Origin of the sequence: Sphingomonas sp. PSPC2-2 (assembly GCF_049897725.1) — a bacterium.
In the GTDB taxonomy this organism is placed as follows: domain Bacteria; phylum Pseudomonadota; class Alphaproteobacteria; order Sphingomonadales; family Sphingomonadaceae; genus Sphingomonas.
Window position 1 is genome coordinate 102,063 of record NZ_JAFCWU010000009.1, and the last position, 17,020, is coordinate 119,082.

Sequence of the window (17,020 nt, forward strand, 5' to 3'; positions counted from 1 at the left end):
GCGACCGCGCGAGTCGCCCGATCCTGCTCCAGCGTCTTGCGACCGGCCAATACGGTGGCGGGCCTAGTCGCACTGTCCCGCGCGCCCGAATTTACCGGCTTCGCGCTCGTGCCCGCAAACCCGCTCTATGCAGGACGGCGTCGCGAATAGCGCTTCGCCGTTGTCCGCTCTTGCGCGGATCCTATCTTCCCATCGACTTCGTCGTCGCCGCGCAACGCGCGGCCGATGCCTTATCTTAACAGGAATTCTCCATGCTCGGCGGCATTGCCAAATCGCTTTTCGGGTCGTCCAACGACCGCTACGTCAAATCGCTCGGCGTCATCGTCGCCAAGATCAACGGCTTCGAGCCCGTCATCTCCGCCATGTCCGATGAGCAACTGTCGGGCCAGACCGCCAAGTTCCGTGAACGTCTCGCGGCGGGCGAAAAGCTCGACGATCTGCTGCCCGAGGCCTTCGCCACGGTGCGCGAAGCGGCCAAGCGCGCGCTCGGCCAGCGGCATTACGACGTGCAGATGATCGGCGGCATCGTGCTCCACCGCGGCGAAATTGCCGAGATGCGCACGGGCGAGGGCAAGACGCTGGTCGCGACGCTCGCCACCTATCTCAACGCGCTGCCCGGCAAGGGCGTGCATGTCATTACCGTCAACGACTATCTGGCGGCGCGCGACGCGGGCTGGATGGCGCAGGTCTATAATTTCCTCGGCATGACGGTGGGCGTGATCGTGCCCAATTTGTCCGATGAACAGCGCCGCCAGGCCTATGCCGCCGACATCACTTACGGCACCAATAACGAGTTCGGCTTCGATTATCTGCGCGACAACATGAAGTACGATCGCGAATCGATGGTGCAGCGCCCGTTCGCGATGGCGATCGTCGACGAAGTCGATTCGGTGCTGATCGACGAAGCGCGTACCCCGCTGATCATCTCGGGCCCAACCGACGACAAGTCTGACCTGTACCGCTCGGTCGATCTGGTCGTGAAGCAGCTTTCGCCCGAGGATTATGAGAAGGACGAAAAGCAGAAGTCGATCATCCTGACCGAGGACGGCACCGAGAAGGTCGAGCGGATGCTCGAGGATGCCGGGTTGCTCGAGGGCGCAAATCTCTATGATTTCGAGAACACGCAGGTGGTGCACCACACCAACCAGGCGCTGCGCGCGAACATGATGTTCAAGGCCGACACCGATTATATCGTCAAGGACGGCAAGGTCGTCATCATCGACGAATTCACCGGTCGTATGATGGATGGCCGTCGCTGGTCGGACGGCCTGCATCAGGCGATCGAGGCCAAGGAAGGTGTCGAGATCGAGCCCGAAAACCAGACGATGGCCTCGATCACCTTCCAGAACTATTTCCGCATGTACCCCAAGCTCGCCGGCATGACCGGCACGGCGGCAACCGAGGCGGCGGAATTTTACGACATCTACAAGATGAACGTCGTTACCATCCCGACCAACGTCCCCGTCAAGCGGATCGACGAGGAAGACGAATTCTACAAGGACACCGCCGACAAGTTCCGCGCGATCGCCAAGAAGATCAAGCATCACGCCGATCTCGGCCAGCCGGTGCTGGTCGGCACGGTGTCGATCGAAAAGTCGGAGTTGCTCAGCGACTTTCTGGTCCAGGAAGGCGTTGCGCACAAGGTGCTCAACGCGCGCTTCCATGAGCAGGAAGCGCATATCGTCGCGCAGGCGGGGCGCAAGAGCGCCGTCACCATCGCGACCAACATGGCGGGGCGCGGCACCGACATTCAGCTCGGCGGCAATCTCGAATTCCGCATCAATGACGAGCTGACCGATCTCGAGGAAGGCCCCGAGCGCGACGCCGCGATCGAGCGGATCAAGGCCGAGATCGAGAATGAAAAGGCCAATGTGCTGGCGGCGGGCGGGCTGTTCGTGCTCGGCACCGAGCGGCATGAAAGCCGCCGCATCGACAACCAGTTGCGCGGCCGTTCGGGCCGTCAGGGCGACCCCGGCCTCAGCCGCTTCTATTTGAGCCTCGACGACGATCTGCTTCGCATCTTCGGGCCGGACACGCTGTTCGCGAAGATGATGCGCTCCAACATCGGCGATGGCGAAGCGATCGGCAGCAAATGGCTGTCCAAGGCGATCGAGACCGCGCAGAAGAAGGTCGAGGCGCGCAACTACGACATCCGCAAGCAGGTCGTCGAATATGACGACGTGATGAACGATCAGCGCAAGGTGATTTACGAACAGCGCGCCGACATCATGGATGCCGACACGGTGGGCGACGTGGTCGCCGATATGCGCGCGGAAACGGTTAACACGATCGTCGGCGGAGCCTGCCCTCCGGGCACCTATCCCGAGCAGTGGGATATTGCCGGCATGAAGGCAGCGCTGGCCGAGATGCTCAACCTGGAGCCGCAGATCGAGGCGTGGCTGGAAGAGGAAGCGATCGACCCCGAGATCATCGAAAGCCGCGTGCAAACGATGGCGGACGACGCGATTGCGGAGAAAGCCGCCTCGCTCGACCCGGAAACCTGGGTGCGGGTCGAGAAGTCGATCCTGCTGCAAAATCTCGACCATCACTGGAAGGAGCATTTGTCGACGCTGGATGCGTTGCGGCAGGTCGTCCACTTGCGCGCCTATGCGCAGAAGACGCCGATCAACGAATATAAGCAGGAGGCGTTCTCGCTGTTCGAGCGGATGCTCGCCAACATTCGCGAGGATGTGACGCGTACGATCGCCTTCGCGCAGTTCCAGATCCAGGAAGCGCCACAGCTTCCGACGCTGCCCGACTTCATCACCTCGCATTTCGACCCGTTCACGGGCGATGACGACACGATGGACCAGGATGGCGGCACGAGCGGCCACATCACCACCCGGCTGGCCCCTCTCTCGATCCCGCTGCCCGATGGAAGCGATTTCGGGCAGGATCCGTCGGAATGGGAAGGCAAGGTCAGCCGCAATGCACCATGCCCGTGCGGTTCGGGGCGCAAGTACAAGCATTGCCACGGTGCGGTGTGATCTGAGCGCTGCGCGGCGCTGATTGCAGGCAACAAAAAAGGCCCCCTTCCAGTTTGGAAGGGGGCCTTTTTCGTAAGCGCTTATTTGGGCGTGACGATGCTCGGCCCGAGATTGTGGATCACTTCGCGCGCGTCGAACGCCTTGATGTTGTCGCGAGGCTTGGGGCCCTTGCCGACGATGATTTCGGCATTGGCCTCATATTTGTCGATCGTATCGATATCGACGCCGCGGTCGAAGAAGGGATCACCGAAGAATGGATCCCAGGTGCGCCAGCCAAAGCCGCGACCGCGATAGCGCCAGCTCGGGCCCCAATAGCCGCCAAAGCCATAACCACCGCCGATGCTGGGCGTGGAATATACCCGCGAGCGATGATCGACATCGCGATCGGCGAAGATGAAATAGTCATAGCCACGCTGCAACGTCAGCTCGGCAGCGCGGTACAGCAGGTACTTCTCGACAGTGTCGCGCGAGGTATAGCTGTTGCCCGAGAAGCTCACCTGAAAGCGGTTATCCTCGATCTGACGATCGCTATAGCCCGAGCGTTCGAAGCCATGGCCGGTCGCGGGGCGATAGGTCGATTCGGTCGCGCACGCCGAGGTAAGCAAGGTCGCGGCACCGAGCGCTACCGCGAGGGTTTTGCGTAGGGCAGAAGAAGGTAGCGGCATGTCGATCTCCAAAAACGCGACGCCGGCCGACGAGTGTTGCCGACAGGGCCGCGAAGCCAAGGCCATGAAGCGCAGAACGATCCACCCGTGGCAAGGCTCCGGACAATCGCACTGGTCGCGAATCGCATAAACCTTTGTAGCTGAACGGAGACTGACGCGCGACGAAAGGAGTGAATTTCCATTCGACGTTTTAGCGGAACGCTTTGCCGCACTTGCCAAGCGGCTTGAGGTGGTTTCCGCGGGTGGACGGCGTCGTTCGAATGACACGACCGTCTTAACCATGCTGCACACGGGGCGATTCGCCGCACGTCCATGGGTTCGGGGGTCTCTTTTCGTAACGGGCCCGCGTGGCCTCGCGATTTCAGGACCGATCATGAAAGTGATGTTCTCGGCATTCTCCCTGACGCTGGTCGCGCTGGCAGGGTGCCCGACCGCAGCTCTTGCGGGTGGCGTGATGGGGGCGGACGCCAGCCACTGCGCTTCAGGCCGTGGACCCGCCATTCAGGTCAACGTATCGGACTTGAAAGACCGCACCGGCCTGCTCAGGCTGGAGCTCTATCCCGCCAACGACAAGGATTTCATGCGCCCCGACATGGATCTGCTGGCCGAGGGCAAGATTTTCCGGCGCGTGACGGTCGATGCGCCCAATGCAGGGCCGGTGTCGCTGTGCATCCGCGTGCCGCACCCTGGCCGCTACGCTTTGCTGTTCCTGCATTCGCGCCGCGCGCAGGACAAGTTCGACTTCTGGAAAGACGGCGTGGGGCTGCGCAGCAACGCCCGGATCGGCCGCGCGCGTCCACGCGTCGATGATGCGGCGGTCGATGTCGGCAACGGTGTCGCGGTGGTCGATATCAAGACCCAATATCTCCGTGGCCTCGGTGGTTTTGGCCCATCGCGATAAAAGCTGAAAACGGGCCTTGCGCGTCTGCGAATCTCGCTGCTATAGGCCCGCCTCCGCAGTGTTCCCTGATAGCTCAGCGGTAGAGCTCTCGACTGTTAATCGAGCGGCCGTAGGTTCGAATCCTACTCAGGGAGCCATTTTTTTCAGCGGTGGTGTTCAGGAAGCGACACCAATTGCCACGGACGCCTATCGGCGTCAGGCGACGAACTGTTCCATCGTGATGCGATCGTCGAGGGCGTGTTCGGGATCGAACAGCAATGTCAGTTCGCGCGTGCGATCGATCATGATTTCCACCACCGCGACATCGCGAACCTCGCGCTGGTCGGCGACCGCGCTGACCGGGCGTTTGGCGGGTTCGAGCACACGCAACGTGATTCGCGTCTTGTCGGGGAGGATCGCGCCGCGCCAACGCCGCGGGCGGAACGGGCTGATCGGCGTCAGCGCGAGCATGTTGGAGCCCAGCGGCAGGATCGGCCCCTGTGCCGACAGGTTATAGGCAGTCGATCCGGCCGGGGTCGCGACGAGAATGCCGTCACACGCCAGTTCGGGCATCACGACACGGTCGTTGACCGTCACTTCCAGTTTCGCGGTCTGGCGCGTCTCGCGCAGCAGCGACACTTCGTTGATTGCGGGCAGCGCGTGGGTTTCGCCATCGATGGTGGTTGCGTTCATGGCGAGCGGCACGACCTTGAACGCCTTGGTTCGCTCCAATCGCGTGTCCAGCCCGTGCGGACGCCATTCGTTCATCAAGAAACCGACCGTGCCGAGGTTCATGCCGAACACCGGCACGACCGGTTTGCGCCGTTCGAGCATCGCATGGAGCGTTTGCAGCATGAAGCCATCGCCGCCGAGCGCCACGATCAGTTCGGCCTCCTCGGGCGGCACCCAATCGTGCGCGTCCGCAAGTACGGCCGCCGCCTCTTGCGCCTGTGGAGTAGGCGAGGCGACTAGAGCGCGGCGCTGCGGCGACGTCATCCGCCGGTAACGCTCATATGACGGGCGACCGCAGGGGCGGCCGCTGCGATATCGAATTCATGGCGTGCAGGCTTGGTCTGCATCGCCGCGTCCAGCGCAACATCCAGCCCGTCGACACCCTCGCTGCGCAGGATCGTTTTGAGATCGACCTGATCGTCGTGCCCGAGGCAGGTATACAGCACACCTTCCGTGGTCAGCCGAACGCGATTGCAGGTGTCGCAGAAATTGGCGGTCAGCGGGGAGATCAGTCCGAGCTTGGTCTGCGTGCCGTCCACCCGCCAGTAACGCGCGGGGCCGCCGCTGCGATGCGTGTCGCGTACCAGCGAAAAGCGCCCGGCCAGCTCGTCGAACACTGCGGTCAGCGGCACGAAGCGATCGGCCCTATCCTCGTCGATCTGACCGAGCGGCATCGTCTCGATCAGCGTCAGATCCAGCCGCTCGGCGACGCACCACTCCAGCATCGGCGCGATCTCGTGTTCGTTCAGGCCTTTCAGCGCGACCAGGTTGATCTTGACCGATAACCCGGCGTCGCGCGCGGCCAGAATGCCTTCGATGACCCGCGCCACATCGCCGTGGCGGGTGATGTAGCGGAAGGTTTCGGGATCGCGGCTGTCGAGGCTCACATTGATCCGCCGGATCCCGGCGGCAACCATTGCCGGAGCGTGCTGCGCCAGGGCATTGCCGTTCGTCGTCATGGTCAATTCGTCGAGACCGGCACCGATATGGTGACCGAGCCGCTTTACCAGTTCGGCGATATCGCGTCGCACCAGCGGTTCTCCCCCGGTCAGGCGGATCTTGGTAATGCCGCGGGCGATAAAGCGCTCGGCGATGACCGCGATCTCCTCAAGGCTCAGAATCGCCGATTTGGGCAGGAACGTCATATGTTCCGCCATGCAATAGCGGCATCGTAGGTCGCAGCGATCGGTCACCGAAATGCGCAAATAGCTGATCGTGCGACCGTGGCGGTCGACAAGGCCGGGAGCAGGGGCGGTTGCTGCGATCATCTGCTGTGGAGCTAAGCCTTCATGGAGGTGCGAACAAGGGCATTGCGCCGTGCAAAGCTCACTCTTCTTTATTCGGCGGCGCTTCACTAGGATCAAAGTATGATTGCTGCGTATCAAGCTCCGCTGTTCGTCCTGTCGTTTCGCCAGCGCGATGAGCTTGCATCGCTGGCTGCGGGAGCGGGATGGCAAGTCGTTGCAGCGCGGCGGGCCGGTGGTGCGGAGCGGCGTTTCCTTTCAAGCGGAGCCGCAGTCGCGGTGATCGACGCGCGGGGCGCGACCGAGGACGGTGTCAGCGCAGTCGCCATGCTCAGCGGCGCGATCGAAGCCAATGGCGGTGCATTGCTGGCGCTGGTTTCGCGCGGTGAGGTCGGGACCATTGCAGCGCTGTTCGAGGCGGGCGCGACGCATTTTCTGGCGAGCCCGTTCAGTGAAGCGGAGTTCCTCCAGGCGCTCCGCTTCGCCGCCCGCCATGCAGAGCGGATGGCACATGAATGGGCTGCGGCTCCCGTCTTCGCTCCGCTGGGTTGGCGCTATGATCTAGCGCAAAAGACGCTGGTTTTGACGCCTGGTTTGATGGCGCTTCTTGGGTTGGAGCGGGAGGTTGGCGTCCGCGCGCTGTTGCGCCGCCTCGACAGGGGGGACCGGGCTGCGGCGATCGCCGCGCTGCGGCGCATGTCGCATGGTCGTCCTGCAACAGCCTTCGCCCATGATGCCGAAGGGATCGGCCGCATTGTGCAGCATCTGCAATGGGACGAAGCGACGCAGCGCATCGAGGCGGTGATCGAGCCGCTTGGCAGCGCACCCGAGCCAGCGGCGGAGATGCGGGAGGCATTGGCCGGCAGTCGCGATGCCAGCAGCGCGCGGCGCTGGTTGACACGGCAGTTGGAGAGCGGCGGCGACGCGCCGCTGCATATGATGCTCGTCGCGCTCAACCGCTTCGACATGGTCAACACGGCCTATGGCCGCGCAGCCGGTGATGCGCTGTTGCGGAGCGCGCAAAAGCGGATCGACGATGCCGCGCGCGAAATGCTGGGACGCGAGGCGCTGATTTCCCGGATGGGCGGTTCGACCTTCATCGTCGCCGCGCGGGCTCCGCGCTTGCGGATCGATCTGGCGGTCGCGCGCGTCGCTACGGAATTGGCGCGCCCCTTTGTGACGGGTGAGTCGATTGCGGTGCTGGGCTGCAGGATCGGCCTTGCCGAGGCGCGTGACGACGATTCCGCCGCGACCCTCCTGCGCCGCGCAAGCGAGGCATTGGCCGAAGCGCGCGAATCCGACAGCGCGACGATGCGGGTGGCCGATTCCGATAGCGAAGGCGAGCCGATCGACCGGCTTGCGGTCGAACTGAATCATGCGATGGACCGTGGCGAGATCGGCGTGTTGTTCCAGCCGCAGGTTTCGGTCTCCAGCGGGGCGATCGTCGGGGTCGAGGCGCTCGCGCGCTGGGAGCATGGCGTGCTGGGGACGATCGGTGCCGAGACGTTGTTCGCTGCGGCCGCGCGTGCCGATCTCGACATCGGGCTTTCCGATCATATCCAAAAGCTTGTGCTGGCCCAGGCGGCGGCCTGGCCGGCCTCGCTTGGCGACTTGCGGTTGTCGCTCAATCTGACGGCGGGGGACATTGCCCGCCCGGGCTTCGCCGATCTGTTTCTTGACCGCGTCGACAGCAGCGGCTTTCCCCGGTCCCGGCTAACGCTGGAAATTACCGAGAGCGGCCTGATCGAGGATCTGGGGATTGCGTCCAACCTGTTGTCGGTTTTGCGCGGCGCTGGATGCCGGATTGCGATTGACGACTTCGGAACAGGCTATTCGAGCCTGGCCTATCTGAAGGCGTTGCCGCTCGATTATCTGAAAATCGACAAGAAACTGGCGCAGGACATTACCGGGTCCCCGCGCGACCGGATCGTGGTGCGCGGCGTGATCGACATGGCGCGCTCGCTTGGGCTTACGGTGATTGCCGAAGGGGTGGAGAATGAGGCGCAGTTGGAGGCGCTCGCGAAAGAAGGCTGCCAGATCTACCAGGGCTTCCTGTGTTCGGAGCCGATTACACTGGCAGCGCTCGTCGCGCTGGTTGCAACCAGATGACCGACCCGCGCGACGTAACCGGCGTTTGGTATGGCCGTTGGACCGCGACCGACCGACGCATCATGCCGAACAGCTTCATCGCGACGCTGCAGGAATCTGCGTCGCTTGTTTCGGGTACGATCACCGAGCCTGATCGGCAGCAGGCGGGCCTTTTGCGCGCCATTGTTGACGGCACACGGAATGGCGGACAAATCGAGTTCACCAAGACGTATGACGGCAGCGGGCGGCTGGCACATTCGGTGGAGTATTCGGGGACTGTGAACGCTCCGGGCACAGAGATCGCAGGCTTGTGGCGGCTGGCCGGCTATTCCGGCCGCTTCTCCATGACTCGCAAGCAGTTCGATGCCGATGCTTTGATGGATGACGCATCGGCAAAGCTGGACGAACCTGTGACCGTCTGACCGGCGGTATGGCCGTTACCCAGCCGCCTTGGCCAACCCCTTCGACAGTTGCAGCGCGCCGTGAAGCCGCGCCTTTGGATCGCCCCACACGCGCGACACCACCAATTTGCTGTCGGGGCGTAGCCGCGCCACGCCATCGAGCTTGCCGACCCAGGCGAGCAACCCGGGGACATTGGGCGGGGTATCGTCAAAGAAGGTGACCAGCGCCCCCTTCGGCCCCACGTCCATCTTGGCGACGGCGGCCTTCTTGGCGTTGAGCTTGATCTCGATGATGCGGATCAGGTTTTCGGTCGGATCGGGCAGTTTGCCGAAACGGTCGATCAGTTCGGCGGCGAACGCCTCGAGCTGGTTCTGGTCTTCGAGATCGTTGAGGCGGCGGTAGAGGCCCATGCGCAGATCGAGATCGGGCACATACTCCTCGGGAATGAGGATCGGGGCGTCGATGGTGATTTGCGAACTGAAGTCCTTGGGGCGCAGGCGTTGGCCACCGGCCTTGGCGTCCATGATCGCCTCTTCCAGCATCGACTGGTAGAGTTCGTAGCCGACTTCCTTGATATGCCCGGACTGTTCGTCACCGAGCAGATTGCCGGCACCACGCTGGTCCAGGTCGTGGCTGGCGAGTTGGAAGCCCGCGCCCAGCGTATCGAGGTCGCTCAGCACCTTGAGCCGTTTCTCGGCGGTTTCGCTCAAGATGCGGTTCTCGGGCGTGGTCAGATAGGCATAAGCGCGCGTCTTGGCGCGCCCGACGCGACCACGCAGCTGATAGAGCTGGGCGAGGCCGAAGCGGTCCGCACGGTGGATGATCATCGTGTTGGCGCTTGGGATATCGAGCCCGCTCTCGACGATGGTGGTGGAGATCAGCACCTCGAATTTCTTGTCGTAGAAAGCCGACATACGCTCTTCGACTTCGGTCGGCGACATTTGGCCGTGCGCGACGACGTAGCGGACCTCCGGCACGTGATCCCGCATGAACGCCTCGATATCGGGCAGATCGGCGATGCGGGGTGTGACGAAGAAGCTTTGGCCGCCACGATAATGTTCGCGCAGCAATGCTTCGCGCAGCACCACTGGGTCCCACGGCATGACATAGGTGCGCACCGCCAGACGGTCGACCGGCGGGGTCTGGATCACCGACAGTTCGCGCAGGCCCGACATTGCCATTTGCAGCGTGCGCGGGATGGGGGTGGCGGTGAGGGTGAGGACATGGACGTCGTTCTTGAGCGCCTTCAGCCGTTCCTTGTGGGTGACGCCGAAGCGTTGCTCCTCATCGACCACGACGAGGCCCAAACGCTTGAACTCAATGCCCTTGGCGAGGATCGCGTGCGTGCCGATCACCACATCGATCGTGCCGTCGGCCATGCCTTCCTTGGTCGCCTTCGCCTCGGCACCGGGCACGAGGCGGCTGAGGCGGCCGACGTTCAAGGGGAAACCTTCGAAACGCGACGTGAAGTTGTTGAAATGCTGGCGTGCGAGCAGGGTGGTGGGGCATACCACCGCGACCTGCAGCCCCGCCATCGCGGCGGCGAAGGCACCGCGCAGAGCGACCTCGGTTTTGCCGAATCCGACATCGCCGACAACGAGCCGGTCCATCGGCGTGCCCTTGCCGAGATCGCCCATCACATCCTCGATCGCGCGATCCTGATCGTCGGTTTCCTCATACGGGAAGCGGTCGACAAAGGCGGCATAGCTGCTGTCGCGATCGATCGTTTCGGCCGGACGCAGCGCGCGTTCCGCGGCGGTGGCGATGAGCTCGCCCGCGATTTCGCGGATGCGCTCCTTCATCCGGGATTTGCGGCGCTGCCACGCCTCGCCGCCGAGTTTGTCGAGGCTCGCACCTTCGCTGTCAGAGCCGTAGCGGCTGAGCACTTCGAGATTTTCGACGGGCACGAACAATTTGTCGCCGCCGGCATAGGTCAGCGCGACGCAATCGTGCGGGGCCTGGCCGACGGGAATCGAGGTCAGCCCCTCATAGCGGCCGATGCCGTGATCGGCATGGACGACGAGATCGCCCGGCGTGAGCATCGCCAGTTCGGCGAGGAAGGCATCGGCCGATTTCTTGCGCTTGTTGCGGCGCACGAGGCGGTCGCCGAGCATGTCCTGCTCGGTGAGGAGTGCGACCTGGGGGCTGCTGAAACCGTGGTCGAGCGGCAGGATGATAAGGGCGACAGAAACTCCCCTCCCGCTTGCGGGAGGGGTTGGGGGAGGGACGTTTGCAGCTTTCGTGGGCGGTGGGGTGGTGGCAGTCCCTCCCCCAGCCCCTCCCGCAAGCGGGAGGGGAGCAGACGCCCCCAGCGCTTCCTGCCACGTATCGACCAGCTTCAAGTTGGTCGCGCCATGGTCCTTCAGCAGCCCCGCCAAGCGCTCGCGCGCGCCCGTCGAATAGCTCGCCAGCACCGCCTTGCGCCCGTCGCGCGCCAGCCCGCGCAAATGGTGGACGACGGCTTCGTAGACGTTCGCGCCATTGGCGCGTTCGGCACCGAAATCGCGCGGCCCGTCGACGCCGAAATCGATTACGCTCGCGCTTTCGGGTTCGTGGAAGGCGGTGATTCGGTGCGCGGGCGCTTCCTCCAACCGCTCGGCAAAGTCCTTGGCGGTCAGATACAGGCTGTCGACGGGGAGCGGGCGATAGCTGCCGGGATCGCTCGACTGCGCCTTCACGCGGTTGGCGTGATAGTCGGTGATCGCTTCGAAGCGTTGTTCTGCGGCTGCGACCGATCCGGCATCGCGCAGGATCACCGCGCCGTCGCCCAAATGATCGAACAGCGTGGCGAGCTTTTCCTCGAACAGCGGGAGCCAATGCTCCATCCCCGCCAAGCGCCGCCCGTCGCTGATCGCCTGATAGAGCGGGTCGCCGGTCGCGGTCGCGCCGAAGCGTTCGCGGTAGCGCGCGCGGAAGCGCTTGACGCTGTCCTCGTCGATCAGCGTTTCGGAGGCGGGGAGCAGCACAAAGCCCTCGACGCGCCCGGTGGTGCGCTGGTCGGCGGGGTCGAAGGTGCGGACGCTTTCGATCTCGTCGCCGAAGAAATCGAGCCGGAGCGCCTGTTCCTCGCCGCTCGGGAACAGATCGACCAGGCCGCCGCGCACGGCAAATTCTCCAGCATCAGCAACGGTTTCGACGCGGACATAGCCATTGGCTTGCAAGAGCGCGGCGAGCCGGTCGCGCCCAATCCGTTCCTTGGGCGCAAGCCGCGCGACCAATTGGCGGATGCGGAACGGCGTGAGCGTGCGCTGCGCCACCGCATTGACGGTGGTGAGCAGCAATTGCGGGCCCTTGGGCGGCTGTTGCAGGCGGTAGAGCGTCGCCATGCGCTCGGCCATGACGCGCAGGGTGGGAGAGGCGCGGTCATAGGGCAGGCAGTCCCACGCCGGGAAGGTCAGCACTTCGAGATCGGGGGCGAAGGTGGGGGCGGTCGCCGCGATCGCGCGCATCGCCGCTTCGTCCGGCGCGACAAACACCGCGCGCGTCTTGGCGGCGCGGGCGAGATCGGCGAGCAGCCACGGCTCGAACCCGGTCGGCACGCCTGCCAGCGTGAGTGGGGTCTTGGCGGTGAGGATTTGCGACAGGTTGGGCATTCTTGTTTCCCTCTCCCCGCTTGCGGGGCGTCGGCGGCCGGTCATGCCCCCGGCATGACCTAAACAGTGCGGGGCACTGTTTACCGCCAACGGGCAAGCGAGCGAAGCGAAGCGCGGGAGAGGGGCAGTCATGGAAGGGCGTGCGCGTTACTGCCCCTCTCCCCGACCCTCTCCCCGCGAGCGGGGAGAGGGAGATTTTCTTATTCCGCGATCGGTACGTAGTTCAGCGCTTTGAGCGCATCGACGATCGAGCCCTGATAGCGCGGCGGGCAGGCTTCGGTTCCGATCGCCCAGGCCATGATGTCGACATCCTGTTCCTCCAGCAATTCCTCGAACAGCGTGATCTCGGCATCGTTCCACTCGGCCGAGCGCGCGTCGAAAAAGCCGCCGATCAGGAGGTCGGCTTCCTTGGTGCCACGGTGCCAGCTGCGGAAGCGCAGGCGTTTGAGGCGGGTTTCGCGGTCCATGGGCGTCCAACGCAGATTGCCCGACGACCCCCGACAGCATGTGCTGGCGGTGGTGGCCGGGTGGGGGTAAGAGCACCCCAGATAGTCATGCGGCCCGATATCCTCAATCCATTGTTCGCCGAAGTCACGGCACTGAAGGGCATTGGCCCTGGCCTGGCCAAGCCGCTCGACCGGCTCGGGCTGTCGCGTGTGGTCGATGTCGCCTTTCATTTGCCGACCGGTTGGGTCGATCGGCTGGCGCGCGATGAGCTCGACATGGGCGATGCCGGGCGCACCATCGCGATCACGCTGACCGCGCAATCCTATCGTTCCAGCGCCGGACGCGGGCCGACGCGGGTGCAGGCGACCGATGCGCGCGGTAATTATGTGAGCCTGGTCTATTTCGGCGGGCATTCGGGCTGGGCCAAGAAGCTGGCGCCGATCGGTGAGCCACGGCGGGTTTCCGGGCGGCTGGAGCAGTACGGCCAGGAATTGCAGATCGTGCATCCTGACTATGTGCTGCCGCTGGAGGAAGCCGAGGATACGCCCGAGCGCGAGGCGATCTATCCATTGTCGGAGGGGATCACGTCCAAGCGGATGGGGCATTTGGCGGTGCAGGCGATCGAGCGCGCGCCTGATTTGCCCGAATGGATCGAGCCGGGCTTGCTGGCGAAGCACGATTGGCCCGGCTGGCGCGCGGCGTTGGCGCGCATTCATGCCGACCCGTCCGATACCGTCGCGCGGACGCGGCTTGCCTATGACGAAATCTTCGCGAACCAACTGGCGCTGATGCTGGTGCGGCAATCGTCGCGGGCGCGGCGTGGGCGGGCGCTGGTCGGGACCGGACGGCTGCGCGAGGCGCTGCGCTTGCCTTACGCGCTGACCGGCGCGCAGGCGCGGACGGTGCGCGAGATCGAGGGCGATCTGGCGCAGGCGCAACCGATGCTGCGGCTGCTGCAAGGCGATGTGGGTGCCGGCAAGACGCTGGTGGCAACGCTGGCGATGCTGACGGCGGTGGAGGCGGGCGCGCAGGCGGCGTTGCTCGCGCCGACCGAAATCCTCGCGCGGCAGCATTATGAGTCGCTGCGGCGGATGCTGGCGGGCTTGCCGGTCGAGGTCGCGGTGCTGACCGGACGCGACAAGGGCCGGGTGCGCGAGGCGACGCTGATGGGGCTGGCGGCAGGCACGATCGACATTCTGATCGGCACGCATGCGATCTTCCAGGAGGCGGTGTCGTATAAGGATCTGGGTCTCGTCGTGGTCGATGAGCAGCACCGCTTTGGCGTCGCGCAGCGCATGATGTTGCAGGCCAAGGCCAAGGCCGCGCCGCATTTGCTGGCGATGACCGCGACGCCGATCCCGCGCACGCTGACGCTGGCCAATTACGGCGAGATGGACGTCAGCCAGCTCGACGAAATGCCGCCGGGGCGCCAGCCGATCGAAACGCGCGTCATTTCGGAGGACCGGCTGGCCGATGTCGTCGATGCACTGGGTCGGCACCTGTCCGATGACGGCCAAGCCTATTGGGTGTGCCCGTTGGTCGAGGAGAGCGAGAAGAGCGATCTCGCGGCGGCGGAAGCGCGGGCCGAGACGTTGCGCGCGCGCTTTGGCGACCGCGTCGGGCTGGTCCATGGCAAGATGAAGCCCGCCGAAAAGGATGCGGTGATGGCGGCCTTTGCCAGCGGGCACTTGGGCGTGCTGGTGGCGACGACGGTGATCGAAGTCGGGGTCGACGTGCCCAATGCGACGCTGATCGTGATCGAACATGCCGACCGCTTTGGTCTCGCGCAATTGCACCAGTTGCGCGGGCGCGTCGGGCGCGGGTCGGGTAAGTCGAACTGCCTGTTGATCCGTGGCGGAGCGCTGAGCGAAACGTCGCGCGCGCGGCTGGCGCTGATGCGTGAGACCAATGACGGCTTCCGCATTGCCGAGGAGGATTTGCGGTTGCGCGGTGCGGGAGAGTTGCTCGGCACCAAGCAATCGGGCGAGGCGGGTTTCCGCCTGGCGACGCCCGAGATGCTGACCACCTTGCTGCCCATCGCGACCGACGACGCACGCCTGCTGATCGACCGCGACGGTGGCCTGCAAGGCGCGCGCGGACAAGCGGCGCGAACGGCGCTCTATCTGTTCGAGCGCGAGGCGGGCGTTGCCTTGCTGCGATCGGGGTGAGGCGCGCCTAGACTCGATTTTGCTTAAACCGGATCACCCAAAGTCCGTTCGGGCTGAGCCTGTCGAAGCCCCCTCGCCAAACGCGAGCAGATTTCTTGGGCACGGCCCTTCGACAGGCTCAGGGCGAACGGCTTGAGCTATTTACCCCGCACCATCACCGCCAGCACCTCATAATAGTCCGCAAGGTCGATCGGTTGATCCAACTCGCATCCGATTCGGCCGCCAAGTGCCCAGCGGATTTCCGCTACCACGACACCGACCACCGGCAACGTGACGCGTAACCGGTCCCCCTCGCGATACGGAACCTCGGCGCGCGCCATGAGGCCGAGCGCCGACAGGTTCACGATCAGCAACGACACCTGTTGTGCGTCCGGGCCATAAGCCCGAGCGCGATAATGTACTTCGTCGCGGGCCAGGGCGCGCTTGTCCGCGACCTGTCCAGCCAGTGCCTTCGCCATTGCCAAACCCCTCTAATGGGCCGGGCAAAAATACGACAAAGGATGTAAAACAGGTCGCAACGAAGCCGCTTAACGTCCGCTAACCGTTATATTTTTTGAGGTTCTGTCGAGATTTACGCACGGACCAGCAGGCCGTGATGCTTCTTGCCCGCAGCGATACGGACCGGGTCGTCGCCAACCTCGACCATCAATGCCTCATCGCTGACCTTGTCCGCGCCGACACGTGCGCCGCCGCCCTTGATCAGCCGCTTGGCCTCGCCCTTCGAAGCCGCGAAGCCAAGGCCGATCAGGGCATCGACAATACCGATCGGGCCGGCGACCGCGAAGGTCGGCAGCGCGCCGCCCGCACCGCCTTCCTCAAAGGTGCGCCGCGCGGTTTCGGCGGCTTCGGCAGCGGCGGCTTCGCCCCGGCACATCGCGGTCGCGGCATTGGCGAGCACGATCTTTGCGGCATTGATCTCGGCACCTTCCAACGCTTCGAGGCGCGCGATCTCCTCGAGCGGCAGATCGGTGAACAGCCGCAGGAAGCGGCCGACATCGCGGTCGTCGGTGTTCCGCCAGAATTGCCAGTAATCATAATGCGGCAACTGGTCCTCATGCAGCCACACCGCGCCCGACATCGTCTTGCCCATCTTTCCGCCATCGGCGGTGGTGATGAGCGGCGTGGTGATGCCGTAAACCTCGGTCCCGTCCATGCGGCGCGACAGTTCGATGCCGTTGACGATATTACCCCATTGGTCGGACCCGCCCATTTGCAGGCGGCACCCGGCGCGGCGCGACAGTTCCAGGAAATCATAGGCCTGGAGGATCATGTAGTTGAATTCGAGGAAGGACAGCGATTGCTCGCGGTCGAGCCGCAGCTTGACCGAATCGAAGCTGAGCATCCGGTTGACCGAGAAATGCTGCCCGACATCGCGCAGGAAGGGGATGTATTCCAGCCTGTCGAGCCACTCGGCGTTATCGAGCATGATCGCATCGGTCGGGCCGTCGCCGAACACCAGAAAGCGTTCGAAGATGCGGCGGATCGAGGCGACGTTGGTGGCGATGCCATCATGGTCGAGCAGCTTGCGCGCTTCGTCTTTGAAGCTCGGGTCGCCGATCTTGCCGGTGCCGCCGCCCATCAGCACGATCGGCTTGTGCCCGCTTTGCTGAAGGCGGCGCAGCAGCATGATCTGGACGAGGCTGCCGACATGCAGCGACGGTGCGGTCGGATCGAAGCCGATATAACCGGGCACGGTCTGCTTGTTCGCCAACGCATCGAGCGCGGCGGCGTCGGTCGTCTGGTGGATGTAGCCACGCTCGGACAGCAGGCGGAGGAGGGCGGAGGTGTGCTCGGTCATTCCGGGCGAATAGCCG

12 protein-coding genes and 1 tRNA gene are annotated in these 17,020 nt (G+C 64.3%); 6 read left to right on the forward strand and 7 right to left on the reverse strand.

Going from position 1 to position 17,020, the window contains the following annotated elements; translation table 11 throughout:
• The first annotated feature begins 251 nt into the window (after positions 1-251).
• Positions 252-2,987, forward strand: a complete 2,736-nt coding sequence (gene secA, locus ACP7BY_RS16080; RefSeq protein ID WP_033963344.1) for a preprotein translocase subunit SecA — start codon at positions 252-254, stop codon at positions 2,985-2,987.
• 80 nt (positions 2,988-3,067) lie between these two features.
• Here secA and ACP7BY_RS16085 read toward each other — a convergent pair whose 3' ends face one another.
• Complete coding sequence (locus ACP7BY_RS16085) at positions 3,068-3,652, reverse strand: CC0125/CC1285 family lipoprotein (RefSeq protein WP_137902291.1); 585 nt, start codon at positions 3,650-3,652, stop codon at positions 3,068-3,070.
• Between the two features lie 373 nt (positions 3,653-4,025).
• Here ACP7BY_RS16085 and ACP7BY_RS16090 point away from each other — a divergent pair, with 373 nt between their 5' ends.
• Positions 4,026-4,553, forward strand: coding sequence for a DUF2141 domain-containing protein (locus tag ACP7BY_RS16090; protein ID WP_081988578.1), 528 nt, complete (start codon positions 4,026-4,028; stop codon positions 4,551-4,553).
• Positions 4,554-4,615: 62 nt separating this feature from the next.
• Positions 4,616-4,690: transfer RNA gene (locus ACP7BY_RS16095), tRNA-Asn, on the forward strand.
• Positions 4,691-4,748: 58 nt separating this feature from the next.
• Here the strand turns inward: ACP7BY_RS16095 and ACP7BY_RS16100 are convergent.
• Both ACP7BY_RS16100 and moaA read right to left on the reverse strand, forming a co-directional pair.
• The gene (locus tag ACP7BY_RS16100; protein WP_033963346.1) at positions 4,749-5,528 is read right to left on the reverse strand and encodes an NAD kinase; all 780 of its coding nucleotides are present in this window, start codon (positions 5,526-5,528) and stop codon (positions 4,749-4,751) included.
• The gene (moaA, locus tag ACP7BY_RS16105) at positions 5,525-6,532 is read right to left on the reverse strand and encodes a GTP 3',8-cyclase MoaA (protein WP_137902292.1); all 1,008 of its coding nucleotides are present in this window, start codon (positions 6,530-6,532) and stop codon (positions 5,525-5,527) included. Before moaA ends, ACP7BY_RS16100 begins: the two co-directional genes overlap by 4 nt.
• A gap of 99 nt (positions 6,533-6,631) precedes the next feature.
• On the opposite strand from moaA, the gene ACP7BY_RS16110 reads away from it, so the two are divergent.
• Both ACP7BY_RS16110 and ACP7BY_RS16115 read left to right on the forward strand, forming a co-directional pair.
• Positions 6,632-8,617, forward strand: a complete 1,986-nt coding sequence (locus tag ACP7BY_RS16110; protein ID WP_171010431.1) for a putative bifunctional diguanylate cyclase/phosphodiesterase — start codon at positions 6,632-6,634, stop codon at positions 8,615-8,617.
• Positions 8,614-9,018 (forward strand): hypothetical protein, encoded by a 405-nt coding sequence (locus ACP7BY_RS16115; protein WP_052191997.1) that lies wholly within the window; start codon positions 8,614-8,616, stop codon positions 9,016-9,018. The genes ACP7BY_RS16110 and ACP7BY_RS16115 overlap by 4 nt, the downstream gene beginning before the upstream one ends.
• Positions 9,019-9,033: 15 nt before the next feature.
• Here ACP7BY_RS16115 and mfd read toward each other — a convergent pair whose 3' ends face one another.
• A complete protein-coding gene (gene mfd, locus ACP7BY_RS16120; RefSeq protein WP_426288190.1) occupies positions 9,034-12,591 on the reverse strand; it encodes a transcription-repair coupling factor in 3,558 nt (1,185 codons plus the stop codon).
• Positions 12,592-12,791: 200 nt separating this feature from the next.
• Positions 12,792-13,058, reverse strand: a complete 267-nt coding sequence (locus ACP7BY_RS16125; protein WP_137902294.1) for a succinate dehydrogenase assembly factor 2 — start codon at positions 13,056-13,058, stop codon at positions 12,792-12,794.
• A gap of 87 nt (positions 13,059-13,145) precedes the next feature.
• On the opposite strand from ACP7BY_RS16125, the gene recG reads away from it, so the two are divergent.
• A complete protein-coding gene (gene recG / locus ACP7BY_RS16130) occupies positions 13,146-15,206 on the forward strand; it encodes an ATP-dependent DNA helicase RecG (protein WP_137902295.1) in 2,061 nt (686 codons plus the stop codon).
• Positions 15,207-15,343: 137 nt separating this feature from the next.
• Here the strand turns inward: recG and ACP7BY_RS16135 are convergent, their stop codons facing one another.
• Both ACP7BY_RS16135 and tyrS read right to left on the reverse strand, forming a co-directional pair.
• Entirely contained in the window at positions 15,344-15,664 is a 321-nt protein-coding gene (locus tag ACP7BY_RS16135) for a pilus assembly protein PilZ (RefSeq protein ID WP_033965937.1), read from the reverse strand.
• Between the two features lie 113 nt (positions 15,665-15,777).
• Positions 15,778-17,004, reverse strand: a complete 1,227-nt coding sequence (tyrS, locus tag ACP7BY_RS16140) for a tyrosine--tRNA ligase (protein WP_033965939.1) — start codon at positions 17,002-17,004, stop codon at positions 15,778-15,780.
• Positions 17,005-17,020 lie beyond the last annotated feature (16 nt).